This is a genomic window from Nocardia jiangsuensis (assembly GCF_042650385.1).
GTDB classification, from domain to species: Bacteria; Actinomycetota; Actinomycetes; order Mycobacteriales; family Mycobacteriaceae; genus Nocardia; species Nocardia jiangsuensis.
In genome coordinates, this window is sequence record NZ_JBHSAX010000022.1 from 100,615 (window position 1) to 126,988 (window position 26,374).

The following is a 26,374-nucleotide window of genomic DNA, read 5'->3' on the forward strand; positions in this document are numbered from 1 at the left end:
GCGCTCAGTCGGCGACGACGCGGATGGCGGACGGGGTGTACTCGCGCTGCCTGACCACCCGGTACCAGCCGCGCGGCAGCGGGATGGCGGCGTGCTCCTCGTGGCTCAGCCGCCCGCCCTCGGGCAGGTGCAGCAGCATGCGCTCGGCGCCGGTACGCACCAGCTTCCCCGGCGCGACGAGGGCGTGCGCGTGCCCGGTGACCTCGCCGAGCGCCAGCACCATCCGGCCGCGCGCGTCGCGCGGCTCGCCCGCGGCGTCGACCGCGTGCCGCGGCACCGCCTCCTCCGGCACCGGCACGATCAGGACGTCTCCCTGTCGGAACATGGCTTCTCCCCGCGACGTTCGCCGGCGCCCGCTGCGCCGGTCTCGAAGGGAACGTAGCGAGGGGGACCGACAGGTTCCGGCCGGGCCGTCCCGGCCCGGCCGGACGCGCTCGGTGCACCGACGGACGGAACGAGGGTCAGCTACTCATGCGCAAATCGGACAGTGTTCGCATACATGACCTGCCGGGGCGGCCTCACCTCAGGTGCCTGGCGAAGAACCGGTCGGCCGCCTCCCCGGCATACGGAGGCACGCTGGTGTGGCCGCCCATATCGGCGTGCAACGTCTTCTCCGCGGAGCCGAAGGCGTCGAACAGATCCAAGGCCATCTGCCGGTCGTTTCCCTCGTCGTCCCACTGCAGCAGGACATGCAGCGGAATGGCGACCTGCCGGGCTTCGTCGAGTACGGCGCGGGGCACGAAACTTCCGGCGAAGAGGACGGCGGCCGCGATGCGTGGTTCGACCACCGCGAGCCGGGTGCCGATGGAGATCACTCCGCCCGAGTAGCCGACCGGGCCGCCGATCTCGGGCAGGGCGAGGAGGCCGTCCAGGGCGGCCTGCCACTCCGGAACCGCCTCGTCGACCAGGGGAAGGATGAGCCGGTCGACGATCGCGCCGTCGACCGGCCCGCCCGCCGCCAGAGCCCGCTGCAGGTCGGCGCGGGCCTGGTCGAATGCGGCAGAGCGGGGCCGCTCGCCGCTCCAGGGGAGCTCGATGGTGGCCACCGCGTAGCCCTGCGCGAGGGAGCTCCGGGCGCGGGCCAGCAAGCGCGGGTACGAGGCGCGCAGCCCGAGGGGAGGGGGACCGGCCAGGATCAGTGGCGCGGGACCGGATGCGGATCCGGGCGTCCACAGGATGCCGGGGATCCCGCCGAGGGTGAATTCACGTTCGAGGATGTCGTCGTCGAGGCGCTGTTCAGTGTTGAACCGCATGATCGTGCCTTTCGGGAGTGCTCTCGAGCGGCGCTCCCGGGCGACCTATCGCCCGACCGTGACCCCGGAGGGGAGCACCCATGTCGATACTGCGTTCACGGGTACCACCTCCTCGTTCTCTTGCACGGCCTCGGCAAGGTAGCAATGGCCGCAGAGCATCGTCAACGGGTTTTCGCGGTGGTTCCGGGTACCGGCCGGTGCAGGACCAGGGCGGCGACGGTGCATACCGAATATCCGGGCGGAGATCGGTTAGAGTGCACCAGCACATGTCACATCCCCCGGCCGCGATCACGGTGCGGTGCCGACGCCCATCGGGAGTCAGCTCGAATCCCCCGGACGTGAGCGCCCCGCCGTCGGCCGAAATCGCTTCGAGTCGAGGGTGAGAGTCTGTGAAAACTTCCGTGCCGATCGTTGTCGCCGTGCTCGTGGGTTGTGCCCTGATGGGCGCCCCCGCCTCCGCCGCTCCGCCCTATCCGGTCGAACCACCGTTACCCGCCGCCCCGCCCTCGCCGCTGCAGGCGTGGATCGAGGGCACCGTGCCCGCGCCGCCCGTGGCGACCGACGAGGAATCGCTGTGGCGGGCGATACTGCCGTCGCCATCGGGTGACCCGATCCTCGACACCTGGCCCGCCGATCTCGCGGAACGCGCGCCCGGAGAGATCATCGAGGCCAGGGAGGTCACGGCGACGACCGCGCTGCGGGTCGGGATGCCGGTCGCCCGGTCCACGCTGCTGAAGTTCCGCTCCACCTCCGGCACGGGCGCGCCGTCGTTCGGAACCGCCACCCTGATCGTCCCGGTGGCGCCGTGGACGGGCCCCGGCTCCCGGCCGGTCGAGGTCAACGCGCTGCCGATCAACTCGCTCGGCCTGCACTGCACCCCGGGGTATCAGATGTCGCACGGGCTGCTGGACAAGCCGAACGCCGACCTCCCCGCCTTCCTGCCCGCCGTCCGGACGGCGCTCGGCAAGGGCCACGCGGTGCTGCTGCCCGACCACGAGGGCCCCTTCATGGCCTACGCCGATCCGAACGTCGCGGCGCACGTCATGCTCGACGCCATCCGCGCGGCACGTGGTTTCCCGCCCGGCGAGTTCGGCGAGAGCCGGTACGTGGCCGTCGGCTACTCCGGCGGCGCGATCGCCGCCTACGCCGCTGCCATGAAGCTGGACGAGTACGCCCCCGAGCTCGCGGGGGTGCTGGCCGGAGCGGCGGCGGGCGGCGTCGTCACCGACTACGTGAACATCGCGCACCAGTTCAACGGCAGGATCTCCTCGGGCATCCTGCTGACGGTGACGCTGGCGCTGGCGCGCGAGCACCCGGAGATCCTCCGGCACATCAACAACTCGGCCCAGTGGGTGGCGACCTCGCCGCTGCGCGACATCTGCGGTGAGACCTCCGGCCCGCTCGGCATCGTCGGCCTCCCGGTCGAAACCGCCGCGGATACCGCGGCCCCGCTCGACAGCGAGTTCGCGGCGGCGCTCTTCCGGCAGTTCGACCTCACCGCCCGCACCTCCTCGGCGCCGCTGTTCATGTATCACGCCGCGCACGACCCGTGGATCCCGCTCGGCGATGTCCAGCGGGTGTTCCGCGAGCAGTGCGGGCGCGGTGTTCCCGGCGTGTTCCGGGTGGTGCCCGGCGAGCACCTGATCGGCTACGTCACCGGCGCACCGGAGCTGGAGGGGTGGGTCGACGGCCGCCTCCGCGGCATCCCGGCGCCGAGCGAGTGCTGAGTGCCGGTTAGCCCGGCCGGTCGGTGTGCCGGGGCGGCTCGATGGAACTGCTGCGACACCGAGACCCCGGCCGTCCCCGCGATGCTCACAGATAGAGGTGGTCGGCGTAGACGAGCCGGGGCATCGTGGCGGGCGGCTCGGTGCCGGGGACGGGATCTGTCGGGAGCAGCTCGAATTCCTCGACGAGGACGCGCGTCTCCGGGGTGGTCCCCGGGGTGCGCAGGCGCAGGGCGGGGTCGAGGTGCAGCAGCCCGCTCCATCCGGCCGCCAGCCGGGTGCGGCGCCCGTCGGCGGGGTCGCGGGTCACCTCGGCACCCGCGACCGTGCACACGGTCTGCCCCACCTTGGTCCAGCCCAGATCGCTGTCCGAGCCGGGATCACGCACCTGCAGGGTCGCGATCACCTGCCTGCAGGCGGGCAGGGCCCGGATCACGAAGTCGGCGAACTCCTCCGGCGCCGGTGGCGGTACGAGCCCGGGGGTGTCGGTGAGGGCGGTGGCTCCGGAGACGGTGATCCGCACCTGTCCCGCCGCCGGGCGGCTCAGGGTCGCGATCCGCTCGGGCAGCAACTGCACGAAATCGGTGGCCACGGTGGGAGAGAAGAAGCACCCGGGCACCGAGCGCGGCTGGTATCGCGCCAGCGTCAGCCGCACGAACGGCCAGGCGATGTCGGCGGCGTCGAAGACGATGTCGGCGAACCAGCGCCCGCGCTCGCGGTGGTACTCGGGCCGGTACAGGTAGGCCACGCGATCGGCGTCGACATCGGCACGGCCGATCGGGCGGCCCGCGGGCGCGCCGGGATCGAGGCGGAGCTGCAGGGCGCGCTGGTGCCAGGCCGGGGCAACCTGGAGGTCGGTCGAGCTCCGCAGCGCGGCGGTGACGAAGGCGGGGTCGCGACCCCACAGGCTGATCTCCTCGGTGGTCGCGTTCCCGGCGGGGGCGGGGAAGCCCGCGGCCCCGATGAGCACCGCGAGGACTTCGCCGTCCCCGCTGGCGAACCAGGGGCGATCCAGCCAGACCCGGACACCGCTGCGCCGGGTGCGGCGGCGGGCGAGCGGGTGCCCGGGTTCGACGTCCTCCTCCCACCGGAACATCGGCACGACCTCGTGCACGGCGGGTGCCGGGGGCGGTGCCGAATTCGGGTGCGCCACCCGGCGGGCCGGACCGGCGCTGCCCTCGTCGCCGGGGGCGGGCAGCTGGTCGGCGGGGAAGAACTCGCGGTAGCGCGAGGTGCCGTGCAACCGGTAGTCGACCTCCCGATACCTGGTGTCGGGTAGCCGATGGAGCACCGGCCGGAGCGGCACCCCCGGGTCGCGGCTGCCGGGGACTGTCGCGGCGGTGCTGGTGAACAGCGACTCCCCCTCGTCGGCGCCGATCGCGAAGCCGGTCACCACCTCCGCTTTCGGCACCGGGCCCGGCTCGGCGGCGGCGGGGTCGTCCACCAGATCGGTCCAGGACGCCCGCAGCTCCACCCGGTCGGTGCTGGCCCCGTGCACCCGCAGGGATCCGACCAGTTCCGCGCTGGCGACACCGGCGGTGCGCGCGGGTGCGGTGAGCGCGGTCAGCTCCGGCGCGATCGCGGGCCGGACGGTGGCGTGCACCAGCCGCAGATCGATGCTCGGGGTGAGCCACCACAGCCAGCCGTCGAGCCCGGCCTGCTCGAGCAGCATTCGGTCGGCTTCGGCGACGCCGGGATCGTGCACCGCGTGGAAACGCCACAGCCCCAGCCGGTTCAGGTGTTCCCGGTCCAGGACGGTGGAGACCGCGACCGCGATCTGCTCACCGGGCGGAACCCCGACGTCGATGACGTCACCCTCCTGCGCGGCGTGCAGCACCGGGGCGCCGTGCACGACGAGCCGCAGCGGCCGGATCCGCGGCCACTCCCCGGCATAGGGGATGACCACCGACTGCAGGATGCGGGCATCGCGCAGCGAGTGGCCCGCCGCGGCGCGGGAGAAGATCAGCGCGATGCCACGGGCCATCGAGTCCGGCAGATAGGGCACGACCAGCTGGTCCACGTCGTGCACCACATACTGCCCCTCGGCGGGTTGCGCCTCCGGGTCATCCTGCAGCGCATCGAGATCCACCAGGGCGGCCGGATCGGCGCCGGGCGAGGCGTGCAGCGACATCCCGGGCTGCGGCACCGTCGCGGCCGGGTCGTCGAGGTCCTGGATCCGCCGGTGGAAGAAGGTGCCGCGCTCGGCCAGCGCGATGGCGTAGCCGCGGCGCCGCTCGGCGGGGTCGGCCGAGGTCGCGAAGGGGTCGAAACGCCCGTCCAGCTCGGCGTCGAGCTGGGTGGACTTGGGCGGGGCGAGATGGCGCTGCGTGCTGACCGCGCCGTCGGCGCTGTCGCGGATCACCAGGCGGTGCAGCGATTCGCCGAGGGAGTAGGGGGCGCGGGGCACCACTGCCGGGGGCAGCACCGCCTCCCAGCGCAGGAACAGCCGCGGGGTGGTGACGGTCGCGGGGTCGGCCGACTCGGCGGCGAACAGGGCGGCGAACCGCTCCGGCTCGATCGCCAGCTGCGGGCGGACGGCCGGGCGGCCCGCGGCGGCCTCGACGGCGGCCATGGCCTGTTCCACCGCGGCGACCCGATCGTTACCGGCCGGGCGATGCCCTGGATCCGTGCCGCGCGATCGGGCGAGCAGCCCGGTCGCGTCGCGGGCGTCGGCATCGGCGCGCAGGGCGGCCAGATGCGCGGCGGCCGCCGCGACCGCCCCGGGGCCGGGCGGCGCCGTCGCGGTGCCGCGGTCGACGCTGTTGCCTGCCAGATCCACCCCGGCCAGACGGAACGAGTACCGCCTTCCGTAGCGCAGCGCGGGCAGCGAGCGCGGGGCGGGCACCGAGCGGATGCCGAGGCCGTCGGCCGCCGCGGGCGGGCGCTCGTCCTCCGCGCGCAGCAGCTCCGAGCCCGGCTCGCCGCCCTGGCCGCTGTCGTGCACGATGCGCAGCCCGGGCCGGGGCGCGGCCAAGCTCCAGCCGTCCCACCCGGCGACGACCTCGTGCACGTAGTAGGGGTTCGCCGGATCGCCGGGGACCCGGGTCATCGGCGCGTTCTGCAGATAGCCGGTGTCGGGCGCGTCGCTCAGCAGGGTGGTGCCGCGATGGTCCACGCTGACCAGCCGTTCGTGCAGGCTGTGCCAGTGCTCGGTGCTGTCGTCCCACACCTCGAGGCGGTAGCCGCGCGCCAGCGACTCGAAGCCGAGCGGCTGCCGTTCGGCGGGCGGCACCTCCCCGGTGGCGATCCGCGGGGTGAGCTGCTCGGCCGCGGCGACCCGGGCCCGCAACTCGTCCGGACGGCCGATGTGGGCGATCGAGAAGCCGGAGGAGCGCAGCGTGCCGGGGGCGAACGCGGCCGGGTCGCCGTTGAGTTCGCTCGCCCGCGCCCGCACGGTGCCGCGCAACAACTGCTCGAGTTTGAGCCCCGAGGCGTCCGGGTCCAGGTCGAGGACCCGGTACCGGTCGGGCCTGCCGACGGTGAGGAAGCCCGAACTCCACGCGTCGCTGTCGGGCGCGGCGAGGAACCGCTGACCGTCCACCACACAGCGGGTGGCGGGTCCGACCAGTGCGCCGACCCCGTCCACGGTGACATCGCAGCAGATCAGGGTGGCGGTGGCGAGCGCACCGAGGTCCGCGACGCGGAGATCGAGCACGAAGCCGAGCCGCCGGGCCAGCGCGGGGGTGCTGCCGACGGTGGCGGCGCGGGCGTGGAAGTCCTGCACCGGCGGGGCCGGGCGCGGCTCGTGCACCCCGTCGACCGGTGTCGGGGCGTACGTCCGCTGTTCCTCGGGCCGGTGGTAGAAGCGCTGCGCGGCATGGGTATCGCGCAACATGCCCAGCGCCGGATCCTCGGCGTCCCGGTCGCGGGGCGGCTTGTCGAGGAAGTCGCTGATCTCCCGGTCGCATTCGTCCAGCGGCGCCTCGATCGGGGAGCGCCACGGCTGCCGCTCACCGGTCGCCTCGGCCAGGTGCACCGCGGGGCCGCTCGGCTCCGGGGTGGGTTCGGGGCGCGGATCGGCGGGCGGCGCGGGGATCCCCGGCCGCAGCGCGGCGGTGGCGTCGGCGCGCGCGGCGTCGGCGTTCGCCTCGCGCCGGGCCTGCTCGGCCGCCGCGTAGGAGTCCAGCGCGGCCAGCGTGCGGCGCAGGTGCGGGTAGTCACCGGCCGGGACGACGGTGTCGCCGAGCACCCCGAGGATCGCGCGCGCCAGGCGGCTGCCCGCCACCGACGGCCGGGTGACCGGCGAGGAGTAGGCGGAGACGTAGTGCGCGCCGAGCGCGTGCTCGGGCAGGCGGTGGGCCGGGTAGCTCTTCCACGGCGTGTCGGTGGTGACCGGCGCGGGGAACGCGGCGACCGGTGTCTGCGGCGGGAACGCCGTCGCCCAGGCTGCTTCGTCCAGCGGGTCGAGGATCGGCGTGCAGGCGACGGGGCCCGCGTCGGTCCGCAGCACGATCCGCGCGCCGCGCAGCGCCGCGACCCAGTTCGTCAGCGCGGGCACGTCGGCGAGGGTGCCGGTCTCGCCGGGGGTGAGCCGGTGGGTGAAGAAGAGCGAGACGTGGAAGCCCGCGGCCGGGTCGACCGAGTGCGGGAGCGCCGTCACCAGCAGCGCAGCGGTACCGGGCATGGTCAGGCTCCGATCGCGAACGAATCGAGATAGTGGTTCCACATGTCGTGGCCGCCGGACTCCGGCGGCATGATGTCGCGCAGCGTCGGGTCGCCCTTCGAGCCGGCCAGCTGCCGCTCGCAGACGATCTCGACCGAGGCGGAGAAGAACAGCACCTCGACCTCGACGGTCAGGCTCGCGCGCCCGATCAGCTTGCCGGACCGGAAGTGGTAGGTCAGCGACAGCTCGAGGGTGATGCAGGCCGAGATCAGGCCGAGCACGTCCACCTCGCCGCGGATCCGGAAGTAGCCGGTCAGCTGCCCTGTGCCGTTCTCCAGCCGCAGATACACCCCGATCGACACCGACACCGAGCCGGAGGCGACACCCAGATCCACCGCGAGACAGGCGCACGCCTCCAGCCCCATCTCCAGGACGACCATCTTGGCCGGGCTCAGCCGCAGCTCCACCCAGCCGCCGCCGCCGATGCACATGACCGTCAGCCGGAACGGGGAATCCTTGCGGCAGAAGCCGAAACCGACCGTCACCGCCGCGCCGAGGAACGGGATCCGGCAGTCCGCGGAGAGCGTGATGTTGGCCAGCCCGAACACCCCGACGGCGACGCTCGGCAGTGCCAGATCGAAGCCGGCGGTCACCCCGTCGGCGGCGATGTCGACGTACGGCGGGTCGGCGAAGCCGTCGAACGGGATCAGTTGCCGGATCTTCTCGATGAAGGACAGCGCTCCGAGGAATTCGAGCCGGTCGAAGACGACGTCGATCTCCGGCTTGCGCGCCCCGTCGACCCGGAAGCCGAGACGGCCGAAGCGCATCGACAGCAGCGGGGCGCCCGGCATCAGGATCAATTCGAAGGCGCGCAGCTGCGCGCTGATGTCGACGGCGGGCTCGCCGCGTTCGGTGGTGCGGACCTCGACGGCGATCACCAGGCCGTCCGGCCGGGGCTTGAACACCGGGTCGGTGTCGGCGTTCACGCCCGGCGGCGACCAGTTCTTCAGCCTCGGCTGCCATTCGAAGCGCAGCACGTTCGAGGCGAACGGCGCGCGCAGTGCGGCGAGCAGCTCCGAACCCTGGGTGAGATCGGCGATCCGGCGCAGCGCGGCCACGGGCTTGTGCAGGGCGGCGCGGAGCGCGGCGGGCAGCGCCGGGTCGGCCAGCACCGGGTCGACGGCCGACAGGGTCGCGCGGAAGGCGCCGGCCGCGGCCGCGGCTTCGTCGGCCTGTCCGTCGAGTACGGCACGCAATGCCGCGCCCAGCTGCTCGTCCGCCCCGGCCGATCCGGCCCGCGCGGCGTCGACCAGCGTCCGCAGTGCCTCCGCGCGCCCGCTCGCCGCCGCATTGGCGGCGTGCGCGATGTCGTCGCCGAGTTCGGCACCGGCCCGGTCGAGCGCGCCGGTGAACCGGGTGAACTCCGCGCCGAGCGAGCCGAGCACGTCGAGCCGCTCGGCGATCAGGGCGGGAGCCTCGCCGAGGCCGGCGCTGTCGACCAGTTCGACCAGGCTGAACAGGCCGAACAGCTTCGGCAGTGCCCCGGCCAGGAACGTCGCGGGGTCGAGCGTCCCCGCGGCGGCACCGGCCTCGTCACCGATCGCGCCGAGCCGGCGCGAGAGCGCCGCCACCGCGACGCTCGGTTCGACGAAACCGCCTGCGCGATCGGCACCGCCGGCGAAACTCAGGGTCTGCCGGTCGGCGAGCGTGAGGAAGACCTGCGCATTGGCGTCGAAGTCACTCGTGGCATAGCCCTCCGCGTAGCGCGTCTCGACCGGGCCGCGGGGGCGGCCGATCGTGTCCAGCGCGGGGATCGTGACGAAGGCCCGCGCCATGGCCGGCGTGCTGGTCGCCCGGGGTGGATCGGGATCGGCGACGCCGGTGAAGTCGAGGGCGTGCACGGCGAGCGTGGTGTCACCCGGCGTCGACGGCGGAGCCATCGCGACCGCCACGTCCCCGACGGGGACGCGCCGCAGCTCCGGCGGCCACGCGGCGAGGATCGTCGCGGTCGCCGTCACCGTCCGCCCCGGCACGACCAGCACCAGCGGCATCGACAGGGTGATCGGGCGGCCTTCGTGGTCGATACCGGTGACCGTCCACCGGTACGGTTCGCCGCCGATCCTCGGGACCGTCACCTGCGGGCCCTCGGGGAGCGGCGCCAGGTCCGGGGTGACCGGCGGGTCGATCGAGACCGTGCCGAAGGGCAACCGGCGCCGGGTCGCGGCGCCGTAGTCGCGGGTGCGCTCGCGCACCACGATGAAGCTGCGCTGCAGCAGGAACGCCACCGGATCCGGGCCGCCGCCGATGCGCCGCTCGGTGACCTTCACCAGCGTCACCCGGTGCCCGAAGGGGAACAGATACCCGGCCTTCTCGACGCGGACGTAGGCATCGCGCCCCATCGGTGCCGAATGCCGGTACGCCACCAGCGGACCCGGTAGGGCACCCGGCGGCGGCGGAGCACTCCGATAGTCCTCGTCGTTCCACCGGCCGCTCCAGTCGACCCAGGCGCCCACCGCGCTGAGCCGGAGCCTGCGCACGGTCAGCGGGGCGGGCTCGACCGGGACGTCGGCGGCGTTCCGGATACCGGTCTCCGAGGTCTGGCGGACGATCCAGTGCCGATCGGAGGGGGTGAGCGAGGCGTCGAACCCCGGATCGGTGACGCCAGGATCCGCGTCCCGGGTCCAGACCGCGCGCACGATGCGCTGATCGGCGGCGTCCGGGTCGACGTCGGCGAACTGCCCGTCCCGTTCGGTCCGCACACCGAGCAGCGTCGTCCACAGCTCGGTGCGGCCGGGATCGCCCGGCGCGGAGCCGATGCCGGGGCTGTGCGTGAATCCGCCGAGCCGGCTCGGCGAGACGACCAGCCGGAACGGCGCCTCGATCGCGGTGCGGTCCGGCTCCGGCGGCACCGGTACGCCGGGTTCGCCGCGCTCACCGGCGGGTAGTGCCCGGGCGGGGACCCGGAGCGGGAAGGTGCGCAGCGCGGCGAGCACCCCCGCCGTGGTGAACGGGATCTCGGTGCCCTTCGCCACCGCGAACACCACTCGGGAATCGTGGGCCGCCAGAATCCGCGCCACCACGCCCGGTGCGGCCCCGAACCGCTGCTCGAGCAGGTTCTGGCTGCCGAATCGCACGATCAGGTGCGCGTCGTCGCCGACCGCGACCAGGCGGGGGATGCGCGGGGTGCCCGGCTCCGCGGGCCGCACGTCCGGGATGACCAACCGCTGACCCGGGTGGATGCGGTGCGGGTCGCCGATGCCGTTGGCCGCCGCGATGAGCGGGAACAGGGTGGGGTCGCCGTAGAAGCGCGCCGCCAGATCCCACAGCGTGTCGCCCCCGACGACCTCGTGCACCTGCTCGGCGGCGGGTGCGGCGAGGTCCGGGATGATCAGCTCCTGGCCGGGGAAGATCAGGCCGGGGTCGGCGAGGTGGTTCGCGGCGGCGATCAGGGTGAACTTCGTGCCGTCGCCGTAGAAGCGGGTGGCCAGATCCCACAGCGTGTCGCCCTCGGCGACGACATGGGTGGCGACGGTCGGCCGATGATCGGTGGCGAACGCGAATTCGTGTGCCGCACAACGCAGGTCGACCAGGTCGGCGGGGCGCAGCAGCCGGAAGGTGATGGTCGCCGGAGCGGGTGGCGGCGGCATCGGGGGCGCGGGCAGCTCCGGAATCCGCAGCACCTGGCCGGGGACGATGTGGTTCGGGTCCGGTATCCGGTTCTCGGCGGCGATCACCGCGAACGCGGTTCCGTCCCCGTAGAACCGGATCGCGATCGCCCACAGCGTGTCGCCCTCCACCACCGTGTACAGCTGTGCCATCGGTCCATCCCTTCGTGGCGTGCGGCGGATCGTCGTACGGGGGTCAGCGGAACAGGTGCCCGCCGATGGCGGCGGCGACGGCGGGGTGCGCGAGGTACTCGTCGATGTCGTGGGCGCGCTCCGAGGGGTTCTCGACCGGCAGGTCGTCCAGGTCGGGGCCCCAGGCGCGGTGCAGCGGGCAGCCGATGGTGATCGGATCGCCGCCGTACCAGGTGTTGACCCAGGTCCCCACGCGCTCGGGGCGGTTCGCTCCGCCGGTCAGCAGCCGCTGCTGCACGGTGTCCAGCCCCAGCGGGCTGCCCGCGGTGGCGAGCAGGCTCACCCGCACCTCGGGCGGCAGCACGGTGAGCAGGTCCAGCGCCACCACGGTGCCGAGGCTGTGGCTGATCAGCAGCAACTCGCCGTGCGCGGGAAGGTCGGCGAGCACGGCGTCGAGCACGCGCTGCCGGGTCGATTCGTTGTCCAGGTAGGCGGCGACGTCACCGAAGATCGCCCGGATCAGCAGCGCGTCCAGCGCGCTGTGCGCGGCGATCCAGGACAGCCCGTCGCGCACCCGGCTGAGCACCGCGACCCCGGCCCCGCCGATGCTCTCGGCCGTCGCGAGATCGCCGGTCCCGATGCCGGTCTCGGGCATGCCGATGCGGCGGGCCGCCTCGGCGACGACATCCTCGTACAGCACGGACTCGGCGCCGCGCTCGCGCGCCATGCCCGCGAGCAGCCGGTCGCCGTAGAACGGGAAGCAGACGTCGGCGGGGTCCACCGGGCTCAGGCCGGCCAGCGTGAGCCCCTTGTTCAACCCCGCCGTCCAGGTCCGGCGCAGCTCCGCCGGGTCGCGGCCCTGCTGGCCGCGGCCGTGCAGGAAGACCAGGGTACGGCGCCCGCCGAAGGCGCCGGTCCGGCCGCGCACTCCGCGGCCGGTGGCGCGCGCCGACTTCCCCGGCGCCGAGTCGACCGGAATGCGGACGCTCCCGGCCCCGGCCGACAGCGCCGCGGCGGGGCCCAGTTCGTCCAGCAGGGCCCGCTCGGCCGAGCTGTAGTCGCGCCCGCGCAGATCCGTCAGCAGCGCGCTGACCCGGACGCCTTCGTTGGCGACCCAGCGCACCGCGTCCTCGCCGTCGCCGGGTTGCCACCGCGCCCCGTCGCAGCGCAGCGTGTGGCCGTCGCTGTCCTTCGCGGGGACCCCGGCGTGGTGCAGCGCCACCAGCTCCCACTGGTCGTTGAAGACCGGCGAGCCCGAGCTGCCCGGCTCGGTGTCGGAGGAGTAGTGCAGGAAGTCGTCGAGCTGCAGATCGAGGCGGTTGTCGCGGATCGAGATCTCCTTGAGCCGCCCCATCGGGTGCCCGACGATGTTCATCGCCTCGCCGATCACGATCTTGCCCTGCTCGGCGATCAGCGGATTCCAGCCGAACACCGTGCCCGGTGCGACGCCGTCCGGGCCGGGCGCCACCCGGACCAGCGTGTAGTCGAGGCGCTCGCTGGTGACGAAGAAGTCGTCCGGTGCGGGCCGCAGCCGCACCGGTGTGATCGGGTGGTTGTCCACGCCCGCCTCCGCGCGGAAGTCGACCACCACCGACGCGGCCTCCTCGGCGGAGGGGAGCACGTGGTTGTTGGTCAGCAGCAGCTGCGGGGAGACCAGGACACCGGTGCCGAGCGGCAGCTCCCGGCCGTGGCGGATCCGCGAGAGCCGCGCGACGGTGTCGGCGGCGCGCACCCCGCGCGTGAGGAAGTTGACCGCCTGCAGCTCGTTGGTGTCGTCGATGATGCGTTCCAGCGCGTGCGCGCAGTCCACCGGCGCCTGCCTGCCCAGTTCGACGACGGTCCGCGCAGGCACCTCGCCGTGGGCGAGCAGCCGCTCGGCGCGCGCCGCCATCTGGTCGGCGGCGTCGACGACCGCGGTGTGCCGGTGCGCTCGAAGCCGATCCACCTCCGCGCGAGCGCCCGCGTGATCGCGGAAACGCCGCGAGGCGGCGTCGAGCTGCCGCCGCCACGCGGTGGCCTGTGCCGTGCTGCCGGTATCCATTCCGATCACCTCTGCGTGGCCGACGGTGCGATTGATGTCCGCCCAGCGTGGGCCGCCGCGCCGCCGCGATCACGAGTAGCGGGGTACGCGCGTCGCGGTGCACCGGTCGGCCGGAATCGCACCGCACCCGGACACTCCGCGACGACCGCCGGCGGGGTGTGCGCGGCACGATCTCGCCCCTGGGGCGGAATCCCGCTCGCGGAAGTCCGGTACGGCGGGAATCGGTACGCGCGGGCGGGAGGGGCGTGCGGGGCGACCGGCACCGAAGCGTCCGGCTCGGACGCTACGCCCGCCCGGCGCGCGGCGGCGCGCGTATGCCCCTACCCCAGCTCGGGGGGATCGTGCGGCCAGACCAGGGCGGCGAGGTGCTCGCGGTCGGTCGCGTCGAGTTTGCCGCAGGCCCGGTAGATGTGGCCCTCGACGGTCCGGGTGGAGACCACCAGCCGTTCGGCGATCTCCCGGTTCGTCAGCCCGCGGGCGATGAGCGCGGTGATCTCGCGTTCCCGCGCGGTGATCGGCAGCGGCCTGGCCACCGCGACCAGCGCCGGGGTGGTCGCCCCGTCGCAGCGCGCGGCGAGCCGCAGCGCACGCGCCGTCGCCTCGGCGGAGAGCCTGCGCTGCCCGGCATGGTCGTGCCGCGGCACCGCCTGCGCGGCGGCATCGGCGGCGGCCGGGAGCAGCCCCGCGTGCTCGAGCTCGAGGCTGACCGCGGCGAGCCCGCGGGTGCCGGGCTCGGCGACCGCCGCGGCGTGCCTGGCATAGAGCCCGGCCAGCGGCCCCTGCACCCGGGTCCGCAACGCGTCGAGGCGGGCGGCGACCGTCCGGTCACCGAAACGGGCAGCGTGGTGCAGCGCCTCGGCCTCGAAGCCGTACTGACCGCTGCGGTGCGCGAGATCGGCCGCGGCCCTGGCGAATTCGACGGCGGTGTAGCAGTTGTGGTCGGCCGCGGCGACCCAGGCGCGGGCGAGGAGCCGATGCGGCTCGTGCACCGCGGTGTGGCTGCCGCTGTGCCGGTCGGCGGCGACGAGGATCTGTTCGGCGGAGGCGACATCGCCGAGCGTGGCGTAGGCGCGGGCCAGCAGCAGCTGGGCGGGCAACTGCCAGGGCAGCGCGGACTCCGCGGCCAGCGCCGCCAGCGCCTGCTCGAGCGCGCGGACCGCGTCGCGGAGCCGGCCGCGGCACACCGCGACCGCCCCGACCGAGATCTTCTCGATCGCCCAGCCCGCGAACTGGCCGGAGGTGGCGAACTGCCCGGACTCGCAGGCCCGCCGCTCGGCGGCGTCCAGGTTGCCCACCGAGATCAGCGCCAGCACCTCGCCGTAGCGGATCATCGCCCGGATGATGCCGTCGGTCGGCTTCCGGGTGGCCCGGCAGCGGACGGCGATCGGCGCGAAGTCGAGTCCGCGCCCGGCGGGCGGCATCGCGAGTCCGGCCGCGAAGGCCGCGAAGTCGACCGCCTGACGCGGGGAATTCGGCTGCGCCAGCACATGTTCGGCCAGCGTGATGCCGTCGTCGATGCGGTTCTCGTGCACCGCGACCATGGCCTGGATGGCATCGACGGCCAGCCGGAGCGCCGGATGCTCGACGCGATCGGTCATCAGCGTGAGGACGGCGCGGCAACCCGCGGCATCGCCATAGGCCCAGAAGCGCAGGCTCGCCACCGGCAGCCCCCAGATCAGCAGCTCGAATTCGTCGAGTTGCGCGGGATCGAACCCCGCCAGTTCGGCGTAGGCGGCGCGCGGATGCCCCTGCCACAGCAGCGCCCGGCTCAGCAGCTCGGCCGCCGGGAGGCCACCGCCCCGGTCGCGAGCCGCCCGCGCCAGCTTCTCCCCGAGCGGCAGATCGGAGAGCGCCACCGCGTCCTTCGCGGCCGCGATCAACAGCCCGGTGTCCACCGGCTGATCGCTGTCGACGCACAGCTGGGCCATCCTGATCCGCTCGGCGGCGGTGTCGAGCGGATGGTCGCGCAGCGCGGCCACGATCCGGCCCCGGCGCCGTCGCGCCGAGACCCGGCCGAGCCTGCTCCGCACCACCTCGCCGAGCAGCGGGTGGGTGAAGCGCGCCGCCTCGCCGCCGGTGTCCGGCCCGATCGTGATCAGCCCGGCCAGCTCGGCGGCGTCGACGGCCTCCTCGCCCTCGAGGTCGACGAGCAGCTCGAGGTCGAAGGGCTCGTGCAGGGCGAGCATCGTGAGGACGTCGCGCACCGGCTGCTCGGCGCGGGCCAACCGCTCGTGCAGCAGCTCGGCCAGCCCGGACGGCACCGCGGCGGGCCCGCGCAGCTGCCAGATCCCGTCGACCCGGCTCAGTCCGCCTGTCGCCAGCGCCGCCTCGACCATATTGCGCAGGTACAGCGGGTTGCCCGCGGAACGCTCCCACATCACATCGGCGCTCAATCCCTCCAGCGGCCCGCTCAGCACGGCCTCCACGAGCTCAACGCACTGCCGCTCGGCCAGCGGCGCCAGCTCGTACCGCTCCAGGTAGCCGTCCTTCCACAGGGAGAGGACCGCGCCGGGCAGCGGCTCCCCGGCGCGCACGGTGGCCACGATCCGCGCGCTGCCCTCCACCGCGATCTGGTGCAGCAGGGTCGCCGAGAGCTGATCGAGCAGGTGCGCGTCGTCGACCCCGACCACCGGACGCGCTCCGGCGATCAGATTCTCCCGCGCCGAGGAGAGCAGGGCCAGCGGATCCCGCGACGCCGGGTCCCTGATCCAGGGCGCGAAGGCACCCAGCGGGATCGCGCGCGAGGATTCCGTGCACGCCGCCCAGCGCACCGGCGCGTCGAGGTCGGCGGTGACCGTGCGGGCCAGGGTCGTCTTGCCGACGCCGGCCGCACCGACCAGCACGATGCCGCCCGCGGCGGACGTGGTCAGCGCGGAGTGGACGGTGTCGTACTCGACCGGGCGTTCGAGCAGTCGCCAGCTGCCACCCATGATCGAACAGTGTAGGCCGTGCCCTGCCCACACGAGGCGGGTCGGACCGGGTGGTGCGGGTCCGGGTTCGAGTAGGGGTCCACGCTAGAAGACCGGCGCCGGGTCACCGAGGCTGGAATTCCTCCGGCTGCGGCCGGCCATCACCGGAAAGGACGAGACCATGACCCGGACAGCAACGACGTTCCACTCCCACTTCGCGCGCGCGAATGCCGTGCGGGCGAGGGAACTGGCGGTGACGCAGTCGCCGTTCACCATCGAGGTGCGATTCCTCGGCGGCCTGACCGGCACCCAGGAGGCCGCCTTCGCCGCAGCCGCCGACCGCTGGGCGTCGGTGATCGTCGGCGATCTGCCCGACGTCGAGATCGATGACGGCGCCGGCGGCACCGAACTCGTCGACGACGTGCTCATCTTCGCCGAGGGGCGCTCCATCGACGGCCCCGGCAGCGTCCTCGGGCAAGCGGGCCCGACCCTGATCCGGAGCGATTCGCTGCTCCCGATCACCGGCGAGATGACCTTCGACATCGCCGATCTCGCCGGGCTGGAGGACGACGGCCGGTTGCAGGACACCATCACGCACGAGATGGGACACGTGCTCGGCATCGGAACGCTCTGGGAATCGCTCGGATTGCTCAGCGATCCCGGCACCGACAACCCGACCTTCGTCGGCGTGGCCGCGATGGACGAGTACGGCATCCTCAGCGGCTCGAGCGCGAAGCCGGTCCCGGTCGAGAACGAGGGCGGCCCCGGCACCAGGGACGGGCACTGGCGCGACGCCATCTTCCAGACCGAGCTGATGACCGGCTTCATCTCCGGCGCCGGCGTCGCCAATCCGCTCAGCAGGGTCACCGTCGGCAGCCTCGCCGACATGGGTTACATCGTCGACTTCGACGGTGCCGATCCGTTCGAGCTGCCCGACGTGCTCGCACTGCTGGAATCCGGCAGGCAACACCAGCGGATCAGAAGGCAGCACGGGTTCATGCTCCCGACGCTGCCGCGGCGCGTCTGATTCCGCTCGGCCTGTGATCGCCGGCGGGTGCTCGTCAGCGGGGCGCCGGGCGGCGTCGGCCACCCCGCGGTGCAGTCGGCGGTCGCGCGCGGCGCCGGCAACCGGATATTCGCTCCCGCCTGCGGGCGTCGCCGACCCCTCCGGAAAACGGGAGGCTGGTTCGACCGGACGGTCGGTGTGTCGGGGCGGCTTGGTAGAACTTCTGCGACACCGAGACCCCGGCCGCTGGGAGCCCCGCGTATGACCGTCAGTGCCCACCTCACGGAGTGGCACGGCCTGCCCGTGTTCGACTTTCCCGACGCGAAGAGCACGACCGAGCTGCCCGCCGCCGCCGAGGCGGCGTGGCGGATCGCCGTCGATCCCTACGACGACGACCCCGAGAAGTGGCCCGCCGCCTTCGCCCGCTTCCTGGCCGCGGTGGACACCACCGAGGTCACCGCGCTGATCGTGGGCCAGTGGGGCGAGGCGTACGACGTCAGCGTCGACATCGTGGTCGAGGCGCTGACCGCCGCGCGGGACCGGTTCCCGGCGCTGCGCGCGCTCTTCATCGGCGACATCACCTTCGAGCAGGCCGAGATCACCTGGATCGAGCAGGGCGACATCACCCCGCTGCTCGACGCCTTCCCCGACCTGCTCGCCTTCGGCGTCCGCGGCGGGCAGAACCTGGCCTTCCCCGCGGTCGCGCACCAGTCGCTGCGCACCCTGATCGTGGAGGCGGGCGGGCTCGGCGCCGACGTGGTGCGCGGGATCGGCGCCAGCGAGTTCCCCGAGCTCGAGCACCTGGACATCTGGCTCGGCACCTCCTGGTACGGCGCGGACGCCACGGTCGACGACCTGGAGCCCTTCCTGACCGGAACCAGGCTGCCCAAGCTGCAGCATCTCGCGCTGCGCAACAGCGACATCCAGGACGACGTCGCCGCCGCACTGGCCGGCGCGCCGGTGGTCGCCCGGCTGCACACGCTCGACCTGTCCATGGGCACGCTCGGCAACGAGGGGGTGGAGGCGCTGCTCGGCGGCCAGCCGCTGACCCACCTGCGCAAGCTCGACCTGCACCACCATTTCATCGGCGAGCCGCTGGCCGACCGGCTGCTCGCCGAGCTCACCGCCGACGGCGTCGAGGTCGACCTGTCCGGCCGGGAAGCCGCTGACCGCGGCCGCGAGGACCGCTACACCGCCGTCTCGGAGTGACAGTGGTGCCAGGTCCCGGTGGCGGTCCCCGTTCCGATCGCGGTGGCGGTCGAGTCGGGCGCGGTGGTCACCCCGCCCCGCGGATCGCGGTCGTCGGCGTGCCGGCCAACCGGCGCAGCACGCTGTTCGCCGCGGCCGCCGCCGCGTCCGGGCTGCCTGCCCCGCGGCTGCTGTGCTGGGGTTCCGTACTGGCGGGCACCGCCGCCTTCGAGCCGGGCGAACTGGTCCGCCTGGACTCGCCCGGCGAGGATCCCGAGCTGGATCGGCTGCTGCGCGGCCACACCGACTCCACCCGGGTGGAGGGCACCGCCCGCTGGTACCGCCGCTTCCTGGCCGCCGCGCACGCGGTGGCCGAGCGCGCGGCCGCCGACGGTGCCGAACTGCTCGACGCCCCCGCCGATCTCGCGGTGCTCTTCGACAAGCGCCGCTGCCACGCGGTGCTGCGCTCGGCCGGGGTGCCGGTGCCCGCCTCGCCCACCTCCGGCCAGGATGCCGCGCCGGTGCGCGGCTGGGCGGATGTGCGGGCGCTGCTGGCCGAGCCGGGCATGCGCCGCGCCTTCGTCAAGCTCGCGCACGGCTCGTCGGCCTCCGGGGTGCTCGCGGTGGAGACCGCGGGCGGCGGCCGGGTGCAGGCGCTCACCTCGGTGCAGCGCGACGAGCGCGGCAGGCTCTTCAATTCGCTGCGGCTGCACCGCTACCGGAGCGAGCGCGAGGTGGCCGCGGTGATCGACGCGCTCGCCCCGGACGGGCTGCACGTCGAGCGCTGGCTGCCCAAGCCCGCGCTGCACGGCCGCAGCGCCGACCTGCGGGTGCTCGTCGTCGCCGGGCGGGCGACGCACGTGGTGGTGCGGACCGGAAGCTCCGCCATCACCAACCTGCACCTGGGCGGTGCGCGCGGTGATCTGGCCGCGGTCGTCGCCGCGGCGGGGGAGCACTGGCCCGGTGCGCTCGCGGTCGCCGAGGCGGCGGCCGCGTGCTTCCCCGGCTTCTCCCGGGTCGGCGTGGACGTGCTGCCCGGGCTCGGCTGGCGCCGCTGGGCGGTCGGCGAGGTGAATGCCTTCGGCGACCTGCTTCCCCGGCTCACCGGGCTGCCCGGCAGCGGCGCCGAGGGGCTCGACACCTACGCGGCGCAGCTCGCCGCGCTCCGGAGGCGGCCGTGCCCGGTGTGAACCCCGACATGAACGCCGTGATCGGCCACGACGACCTGCTCCTTGTCACCCTGGACACACTGCGCTACGACGTGGCCGCCGAGTTGCTGGCCGCCGGAAGATTGCCGAACCTGGCCAGGCACCTGCCGGGCGGGGAGTGGGAGAAGCGGCACGCGCCGGGCAACTTCACCTTCGCCTCGCACCAGGCCATGTTCGCCGGCTTCCTGCCCACCCCGGCCGAACCCGGCCCGCACCCACGGCTCTTCGCCGCCCGCTTCGAGGGCAGCGAGACCACCGCGCCCCGCACCTGGGTGTACGACACCCCCGACCTGGTCACCGGGCTGGCCGCGGAGGGGTACCGCACGGTGTGCCTCGGCGGGGTCGGGTTCTTCGACAAGCGCGGGCCCATGGGGTCGGTGCTGCCCGGCTACTTCCAGGAGAGCCACTGGTCCCCGGAGTTCTCGGTAGCCGCGCCCGCGTCCTTCGAAGCGCAGGTGGCGAAGGTGGAGGAGATCGTCGCGGCACTGCCGCGGGAGCGCAGGCTCTTCCTCTTCGTGAATGTGTCGGCGCTGCACCAGCCCAACTGGTTCCACCTGCCCGGCGCCACCCGCGCCGACGGCGACAGCAGGGCGACGCACGCCGCCGCGCTGGAGTACGTGGACCGGCACATCGGCAGGCTCTTCGCGGCCGCGAGCGCACGGCGCCGCTGCTGGGCCATCGTCTGCTCCGACCACGGCACCGCCTACGGCGACGACGGCTACACCGGCCACCGGCTCGGCCACGAGTCGGTGTGGACCGTGCCCTACGCCCAGTTCTTCCTCGGGGGACCCGCATGACCACCGCTCTCGCCCTGCGCCCGTACCAGAGCTACATCTACGGCTACCCGCACAAGACCGCGTACCGGCCGCTCGGCCCGGCCCGCCCCGCGCTGCGCGAGCTCTGGGCCGACGAGCCGAAGGATGCGCTCTCCTTCTACACCCACCTGCCGTTCTGCGAATTCCGCTGCGGCTTCTGCAATCTCTTCACCCGGATCGGCGCCCCCGGCGACCTCACCACCCGCTACCTGGACGCCGTCGAGCGGCAGGCGATCGCGGTCCGCGAGGCGCTCGGCGACGGGGAGGTGCGGTTCGCCACCGCGGCGTTCGGCGGCGGCACCCCCACCTTCCTGAGCGCCGCCGAGCTCACCCGGCTCTGCGACATCGCCGAGCGGCGGATGGGCGTCGACCTGCGCGCCGTCCCGCTCTCCGTCGAGACCTCGCCGGGCACCGCCACCCCGGAGCGGCTGGCGGTGCTCGCCGAGCGCGGCACCACCCGGGCAAGCATCGGCGTGCAGAGCTTCGTGGAATCGGAGGCACGGGCGGCGGTGCGCCCGCAGCGCCGGGACGAGGTGGAGACGGCGCTGGCCGCCATCCGGGAGTCCGGCATCCCGATCCTGAACATCGACCTGATCTACGGTATCGACGGCCAGACCGCCGCCACCTGGCGCGGGTCGCTCGACGCCGCGCTGGCCTGGCGCCCGGAGGAGCTGTACCTCTACCCGCTCTACGTCCGCCCGCTCACCGGCCTCGGCAAACGCACCCCGGTGGCCGAGCGGGAGTGGGACGCGCAGCGGCTCGCGCTCTACGCCGCGGGCCGCGACCACCTGCTCGCCGCCGGCTACGAGCAGGTGTCCATGCGCATGTTCCGGCGCGCCGACGCCCCGCGCACCCCGGCCGACCACGCCTGCCAGACCGACGGCATGGTCGGGCTCGGCGCGGGCGCCCGCTCCTACACCGCCGGGTTGCACTACTCCTTCGACTACGCGGTGGAGACCCGCGAGGTCCGCGGCATCGTCGACGAGTACACGGCGACGACCGACTTCACCCGCGCCGAGGTCGGCCGCGCGCTCGACGTCGACGACCGGCGCCGCAGGCACCTGCTGCAATCGCTGCTCCAGGCCGACGGCATGGACGTCAACGACTACCGCGCCCGCTTCGGCGCGGGCCCGCACGAGCACTTCCCGGCCGAGCTGGCCGGCTTCGCCGAACGCGGCTGGCTCGACTCCGGCACCGGTCCGGAGCTGCTCCGGCTCAGCCCGGAGGGGCTGGCCTGGTCGGACGCGCTCGGCCCGCTGCTCTTCTCGCCAGGCGTTCGCGCCGCCATGGCCGCCTACCGGCCGCGGTGACGCCGTGGAGCTGACCATCCTCTACCGCGGCCCGCTGGCCTCCTGCGACTACGACTGCCCGTACTGTCCGTTCGCCAAGCGCCGGGACAGCCGCGAGCAGCTGCGCGCCGACCGCGAAGCCCTCGAGCGCTTCGCCACCTGGGTGGCCGGGCGGCACGGCGACCGGCTCTCGATCCTCGTCACCCCGTGGGGCGAGGGGCTGGTGCGCTCCTGGTACCGGCGCACGCTGAGCGAGCTCTCCCGGTTGCCGCAGGTGCGCCGGGTCGCCATCCAGACCAACCTGAGCTGCCGCACCGGTTGGACCGCCGACGCCGACCCGGAGACGCTCGCGCTCTGGTGCACCTACCACCCCGGCCAGACCCCCCACGACCGCTTCCTCGGCAAATGCCGCGAGCTGGCGGCAGGCGGCATCCGGTACAGCGTCGGCATCGTCGGCTTCCCCGCGCACCTCGAAGCGGGCCGCAGGCTGCGCGCCGACCTGCCGGAGCACGTCTACCTCTGGGTGAACGCACCGGAGGGGCACCCGCTCACCGACGCCGAGGCCGCCGCCTGGACCGAGCTCGACCCGCTCTTCGGCTACAGCCGCTTCCCGCACACCTCCGCCGGGCGGCCCTGCCGCACCGGCGAAACGGTGATCTCGGTGGACGGCGACGGCACCGTGCGGCGCTGTCACTTCGTCCCGGAGGAGCTCGGCAACCTCTACGACGGCTCGTTCCTGGCGGCGCTGCGGCCGCGCGGCTGCCCGCTCGCCGCCTGCGACTGCCACATCGGCTACGTGCACCTGGCGACGCTGCCGCTCTACGACGTCTTCGCCGGCGGTGTGCTGGAACGCATCCCGGCCGCGCCGACGGCCCTGTCGCTGGCACCGATCGGCCACCGCACCGAGACTGGTGGCGGTCGCTGACGCGGCCGCTACGAAAGGGAGCAGCATGGACGCGAACGAGATCCTCGCGGCGGCGACGGATTCGATGACGGTGCGCCGGGTCTACGGCGAGCCGATCGAGCGGGACGGGGTGCTGGTGATCCCGGCCGCCGCGGTGAGCGGCGGCGGTGGCGGCGGTGGCGGCGCCAAGGCCGACGGCGAGCACGGCGAGGGCACCGGGTTCGGGCTGAGCGCCAAGCCGGTCGGGGCCTTCGTCGTCAAGGACGGCTGCGTGCGCTGGCGTCCCGCGCTGGACGTGAACAGGACGGTGCTGGTCGGCGCCGGGCTCGTGCTCTCCGGGGTGCTGGCCGGGGTCGTCATTTCGATCACCGCGATCCGGGGCAGCCGGTAGAGGTCCCCGCAGCACGAGTCGATCGGCCGTCGCCGCGATGACCTTCGGCACTGCGGCGGGCCGCCTCGGCGTGGTGGCATGGAGACGTTGATTCCGAGCAGGAAGGCGGGCGGCCGGTGGCAGAGCGCGAGCCGAGTCCGATCACCGGTGACCCGGTCCGGCACACCGTCGAACTGGGCCGCGCCGAGGCCATGCGGCTGCTGGCGAGCGTGCCCTACGGCCGGATCGTCTTCACGCACAACGCGCTGCCCGCCATCCGGCCGGTGAACCACCTGGTCGACAACCAGGTCATCGTGGTGCGCACCGCGCTGAGCTCGGGGTTCTCGCACTCGGTGCGCGAGGACCGGTCGATGGTGGTGGCCTACGAGGCCGACGAGATCGACCCCGGCACTTCGGCTCGGCTGGTCGGTGGTGGTGACCGGGCTCGCGTACCCGATCACCGCGCCGTCGCTGCTCGCCGAGTACGGCACCAGGCTGCGGCCGTGGGTGCAGCGGCAGACGGACTCGCTGATCGCCATCGAGCCCACCCTGATCACCGGCACCGCGCTGGTCGAGGCCGCTGCCGCCTGAGGCTCACGGCGAAGCTCCGGCCGACCGGCACCGCGGCAGCCCCACCACCGGAGGCGAGGGCAGCCGGACCGGGTCGGTGCGGTAGCCGCGCGCGGAAGACGGTCCTGGCGTGGTGCAGCGCCCCGATCTACGGCACTCGAGACCGGAGATCGGGGCCATCGGTCCCGGCTCGGCCGCCGTGCGCCACCAGGACCGGGCAGTGCGCCCGCTGCACCAGCGCAGTGCTGGTGGAGCCGAAGAGCAGCCCGGCGAAGCCGCCCCTTCCCCTGCTGCCGACCACGAGCAGCTGCGCCGTCCGCGACCAGCGCAGCAGGTGGTGCCGCGGCCCGGAGAGGTAGAGCTCGCGGTGCACCTCGACCTCCGGGTACTTCTCGCCCCACCCCGCCAGCTGCTCGCTGACCATGCGCTTCGCGGTGTCCGCCAGGTCGGGGTCGTCGACGCCGTCCGACGCCCCGGCGAACTCGCCGTACGGCAGGTCGATCCAGGAGTGCAGCACGAGCAGTTCCGCGCCGCGCGCGCTCGCCTCGGCGAAGGCGGTCGCGATCGCGGGCGCGCCCGCGGCGCCGCCGTCCACCCCGAGCACCACCGGACCCGCTGGGCCGCAACGCCGGTCGAACTCGCGGTCGCGGACAACGACGACCGCGCCGTGGCCGTGCGTGCCGACCGCGAGCAGCGTCGAGCCGAGGTGCGCCGCGGTGCCGCCGGTCCCGGTCGCGCCGAGCACGACCATGTGCGCCCCGGCCGAACGATCGATCAGCGCGCCCGCGGGCGCACCCTCGGCCAGCTCGGTCCGCACCCGGACCTCGGGGGCGGTCCGGGCGGCCAGCTCGGCCGCGGCGAGCAGCACCGCGCCCGCCCGGACGCGGAGCGTGCCGACCAGCGGCGCCGCCCCGGTCAGCGCACGCACCGGCTCCAGGTCGACGGCGTGCACCAACCGCAGCGTACGGCCGCGGGCGGCGGCGGTGGCGGCCGCCCAGCGCACCGCGCGATCGCTGCCGGCCGAGCCGTCGACCCCGGCCACGACAGGCGCCGCGACCCGGGGCGGGAACTCGTCGGAGCGAACGGTCATGGTGGTCCTCCCGGAGGCACGGCGGGCCGCGGGTCGGCCCGTACCCTCGAGTCTCGGCCGCGCGCTGACCGATCGGTACGGCCGTGTGCCCCGATCCGGTGGTGGCTTTGGTCCCCGCTCGCAGTGCCGGTCGGCCCATCGCGGAAGGCACCCGATCGGCGGCGTTGTTGCGTGCGGTTCACGGAATAGTCTGCGCGGCAATATCTTCGGCCGATAGGGTACTGCACATGAACCACAAGGTCTGGTTGCTCGGGCGGTCCATCGGCGTCGGCGCGCACATCCTGGGGGAGCGGGTGACACGGCCGCGCGCCCGCGCGGCGGACGACGTCCCGGTCTCCGGCGCCACGCTCACCCCGGAGTGGCTGACGGCGGTGCTCTGCGCCGCGGTGCCGGGCGCCGAGGTGACCGGGTACGAGGTGGCCGGCGGCAGCGTCGGCACCGCCACCAGGACCGCGCTGCGGGTCACCTACAACGACGCCGGGCAGGAGGCAGGGCTGCCCGAGGCGCTCTTCGCCAAGACCACCACCGCCTTCGCCCAGCGCATCCTGCTCGGCGGCGGGCAGATGATCGACGGCGAGACCCGGTTCTTCCGCGATTTCCGCCCGCAGGTCGAGATGGAGGCGCCGATCGGCTACTGGGGCGCCGCCGACCCCGGCTCCTGGCGCTCGATCGCGCTCATGGAGGACATCGCCGAGACCCGCGGCGCCGAGTTCATCGAGCCGACCGCGCGGATCGGCCGGGACCGGATGGAAGACCTGGTCCGCAACCTCGCCAAGCTGCACCGCACCTTCTGGCGGCACCCGGACATCGCCGACCTCAAGAACACCAGGCAGGCGCTGCGGGCATACCTGGCCGCCATCGACATGCGCAAGCGCTGCGAGGTCGGGCTGCGCCGCGCCGATGCGGTGATCCCGGAATCGCTGCGCGGCGACGCGGACCGGCTCTGGGCCGGGGTCGAGCGGGCGATCGCGCTCGCCACCGACGAGCTGCCGCCGACGCTGCTGCACGGCGACCCGCACATCGGCCAGACCTACGTCACCGGCGCGGGCCGGATGGGGTACGTGGACTGGCAGGTGGTGATGCGCGGCGGCTGGGCGCACGACTTCGCCTACACCGTGAACTCCGGCTGCGACCCGGCCGACCGGCGGGCGTGGGACCGCGAGTTGCTCGCCGCCTACCTGGACGAGCTCGGCACCGTGGGCGGCGAGGCGCCCACCTTCGACCAGGCCTGGACGGCGTACCGGCAGCAGGCGCTGTTCGCCTACGCGGCCTGGGCTTTCACGATCGGACGCGCGGTGTACCAGCCGAAGATGCAGTCCGAGCAGACCTGCCTGACCCTGCTGGAGCGGATCACGGCCGCCATCGACGACCACGAATCGCTGGCCGCGCTGGAGGTCTGAGTACCCGGCTCCCGCCCTGTTTCCGCGGTGCTCCGCCGACTCGAATTACGTTCTGCGAAGTATGTTTTCGGCCCGGTGCACGGCTCCGCACCGGGCTCGATAGCATCGTGCGGTCCCGGCTCGCGCCGGTCGACATTCGAGGGGGAGCGGCCGTGCCACGGCGTTGTGGTACGCGGCCCGCCCGTACCGCAGCCGATCAGCAGGGAG

16 protein-coding genes and 1 pseudogene are annotated in these 26,374 nt (G+C 73.9%); 10 read left to right on the top strand and 7 right to left on the bottom strand.

The window, feature by feature from the left end; genetic code table 11:
- Positions 1-4 precede the first annotated feature (4 nt).
- Together ACFO0B_RS26605 and ACFO0B_RS26610 are read right to left on the bottom strand one after the other, a co-directional pair.
- Positions 5-325 (bottom strand): hypothetical protein, encoded by a 321-nt coding sequence (locus ACFO0B_RS26605; RefSeq protein WP_378615537.1) that lies wholly within the window; start codon positions 323-325, stop codon positions 5-7.
- A gap of 193 nt (positions 326-518) precedes the next feature.
- Positions 519-1,253, bottom strand: a complete 735-nt coding sequence (locus ACFO0B_RS26610) for a dienelactone hydrolase family protein (RefSeq protein WP_378615539.1) — start codon at positions 1,251-1,253, stop codon at positions 519-521.
- 389 nt (positions 1,254-1,642) lie between these two features.
- Between ACFO0B_RS26610 and ACFO0B_RS26615 the strand changes: the two genes are divergently transcribed.
- The gene (locus tag ACFO0B_RS26615) at positions 1,643-2,980 is read left to right on the top strand and encodes a lipase family protein (RefSeq protein ID WP_378615541.1); all 1,338 of its coding nucleotides are present in this window, start codon (positions 1,643-1,645) and stop codon (positions 2,978-2,980) included.
- An 85-nt stretch (positions 2,981-3,065) separates the two neighbouring features.
- On the opposite strand, the gene ACFO0B_RS26620 is transcribed toward ACFO0B_RS26615, so the two are convergent.
- The 4 genes from ACFO0B_RS26620 to ACFO0B_RS26635 all read right to left on the bottom strand — a co-directional run bounded on the left by ACFO0B_RS26620 (position 3,066) and on the right by ACFO0B_RS26635 (position 16,348).
- Entirely contained in the window at positions 3,066-7,601 is a 4,536-nt protein-coding gene (locus ACFO0B_RS26620) for a hypothetical protein (protein WP_378615542.1), read from the bottom strand.
- Between the two features lie 2 nt (positions 7,602-7,603).
- On the bottom strand, positions 7,604-11,398 hold the full coding sequence (locus ACFO0B_RS26625; RefSeq protein WP_378615543.1) for a LysM peptidoglycan-binding domain-containing protein: 3,795 nt from the start codon (positions 11,396-11,398) through the stop codon (positions 7,604-7,606).
- A gap of 43 nt (positions 11,399-11,441) precedes the next feature.
- Positions 11,442-13,418 (bottom strand): serine protease, encoded by a 1,977-nt coding sequence (locus ACFO0B_RS26630; RefSeq protein WP_378615545.1) that lies wholly within the window; start codon positions 13,416-13,418, stop codon positions 11,442-11,444.
- Between the two features lie 320 nt (positions 13,419-13,738).
- Positions 13,739-16,348, bottom strand: a complete 2,610-nt coding sequence (locus ACFO0B_RS26635; RefSeq protein ID WP_378615547.1) for a LuxR C-terminal-related transcriptional regulator — start codon at positions 16,346-16,348, stop codon at positions 13,739-13,741.
- A gap of 160 nt (positions 16,349-16,508) precedes the next feature.
- On the opposite strand from ACFO0B_RS26635, the gene ACFO0B_RS26640 reads away from it, so the two are divergent.
- The 8 genes and pseudogenes from ACFO0B_RS26640 to ACFO0B_RS26675 all read left to right on the top strand — a co-directional run bounded on the left by ACFO0B_RS26640 (position 16,509) and on the right by ACFO0B_RS26675 (position 23,698).
- Positions 16,509-17,354, top strand: coding sequence for a leishmanolysin-related zinc metalloendopeptidase (locus ACFO0B_RS26640; protein WP_378615549.1), 846 nt, complete (start codon positions 16,509-16,511; stop codon positions 17,352-17,354).
- Between the two features lie 240 nt (positions 17,355-17,594).
- Positions 17,595-18,542 carry an STM4015 family protein gene (locus ACFO0B_RS26645; protein ID WP_378615552.1) on the top strand — a complete coding sequence of 316 codons (948 nt, stop codon included), beginning with the start codon at positions 17,595-17,597 and terminating at the stop codon, positions 18,540-18,542.
- Positions 18,543-18,547: 5 nt separating this feature from the next.
- Positions 18,548-19,711 (top strand): STM4014 family protein, encoded by a 1,164-nt coding sequence (locus tag ACFO0B_RS26650; RefSeq protein ID WP_378615554.1) that lies wholly within the window; start codon positions 18,548-18,550, stop codon positions 19,709-19,711.
- Positions 19,699-20,526, top strand: a complete 828-nt coding sequence (locus tag ACFO0B_RS26655; protein ID WP_378615556.1) for an STM4013/SEN3800 family hydrolase — start codon at positions 19,699-19,701, stop codon at positions 20,524-20,526. Before ACFO0B_RS26650 ends, ACFO0B_RS26655 begins: the two co-directional genes overlap by 13 nt.
- Positions 20,523-21,854 carry an STM4012 family radical SAM protein gene (locus tag ACFO0B_RS26660; protein ID WP_378615558.1) on the top strand — a complete coding sequence of 444 codons (1,332 nt, stop codon included), beginning with the start codon at positions 20,523-20,525 and terminating at the stop codon, positions 21,852-21,854. The genes ACFO0B_RS26655 and ACFO0B_RS26660 overlap by 4 nt, the downstream gene beginning before the upstream one ends.
- A gap of 4 nt (positions 21,855-21,858) precedes the next feature.
- Entirely contained in the window at positions 21,859-22,758 is a 900-nt protein-coding gene (locus tag ACFO0B_RS26665) for an STM4011 family radical SAM protein (RefSeq protein WP_378615560.1), read from the top strand.
- Positions 22,759-22,783: 25 nt separating this feature from the next.
- Positions 22,784-23,128 carry a spore germination protein GerW family protein gene (locus ACFO0B_RS26670; protein ID WP_378615562.1) on the top strand — a complete coding sequence of 115 codons (345 nt, stop codon included), beginning with the start codon at positions 22,784-22,786 and terminating at the stop codon, positions 23,126-23,128.
- A gap of 140 nt (positions 23,129-23,268) precedes the next feature.
- Positions 23,269-23,698: pseudogene (locus ACFO0B_RS26675) on the top strand (pyridoxamine 5'-phosphate oxidase family protein).
- Positions 23,699-23,825: 127 nt separating this feature from the next.
- Here ACFO0B_RS26675 and ACFO0B_RS26680 read toward each other — a convergent pair.
- Positions 23,826-24,767 (bottom strand): universal stress protein, encoded by a 942-nt coding sequence (locus ACFO0B_RS26680; RefSeq protein ID WP_378615564.1) that lies wholly within the window; start codon positions 24,765-24,767, stop codon positions 23,826-23,828.
- A gap of 227 nt (positions 24,768-24,994) precedes the next feature.
- Here ACFO0B_RS26680 and ACFO0B_RS26685 point away from each other — a divergent pair, with 227 nt between their 5' ends.
- Positions 24,995-26,167 carry an aminoglycoside phosphotransferase family protein gene (locus ACFO0B_RS26685; RefSeq protein WP_378615566.1) on the top strand — a complete coding sequence of 391 codons (1,173 nt, stop codon included), beginning with the start codon at positions 24,995-24,997 and terminating at the stop codon, positions 26,165-26,167.
- Positions 26,168-26,374: the final 207 nt, after the last annotated feature.

Bases quoted from the DNA above. Each gene is read 5' to 3' on its own strand.
- ACFO0B_RS26605 (WP_378615537.1), bottom strand. From the start codon at position 325: ATGTTCCGACAGGGAGACGTCCTGATCGTGCCGGTGCCGGAGGAGGCG.
- ACFO0B_RS26610 (WP_378615539.1), bottom strand. From the start codon at position 1,253: ATGCGGTTCAACACTGAACAGCGCCTCGACGACGACATCCTCGAACGT.
- ACFO0B_RS26620 (WP_378615542.1), bottom strand. From the start codon at position 7,601: ATGCCCGGTACCGCTGCGCTGCTGGTGACGGCGCTCCCGCACTCGGTC.
- ACFO0B_RS26625 (WP_378615543.1), bottom strand. From the start codon at position 11,398: ATGGCACAGCTGTACACGGTGGTGGAGGGCGACACGCTGTGGGCGATC.
- ACFO0B_RS26630 (WP_378615545.1), bottom strand. From the start codon at position 13,418: ATGGATACCGGCAGCACGGCACAGGCCACCGCGTGGCGGCGGCAGCTC.
- ACFO0B_RS26635 (WP_378615547.1), bottom strand. From the start codon at position 16,348: ATGGGTGGCAGCTGGCGACTGCTCGAACGCCCGGTCGAGTACGACACC.
- ACFO0B_RS26640 (WP_378615549.1), top strand. From the start codon at position 16,509: ATGACCCGGACAGCAACGACGTTCCACTCCCACTTCGCGCGCGCGAAT.
- ACFO0B_RS26645 (WP_378615552.1), top strand. From the start codon at position 17,595: ATGACCGTCAGTGCCCACCTCACGGAGTGGCACGGCCTGCCCGTGTTC.
- ACFO0B_RS26660 (WP_378615558.1), top strand. From the start codon at position 20,523: ATGACCACCGCTCTCGCCCTGCGCCCGTACCAGAGCTACATCTACGGC.
- ACFO0B_RS26670 (WP_378615562.1), top strand. From the start codon at position 22,784: ATGGACGCGAACGAGATCCTCGCGGCGGCGACGGATTCGATGACGGTG.
- ACFO0B_RS26680 (WP_378615564.1), bottom strand. From the start codon at position 24,767: ATGACCGTTCGCTCCGACGAGTTCCCGCCCCGGGTCGCGGCGCCTGTC.
- ACFO0B_RS26685 (WP_378615566.1), top strand. From the start codon at position 24,995: ATGAACCACAAGGTCTGGTTGCTCGGGCGGTCCATCGGCGTCGGCGCG.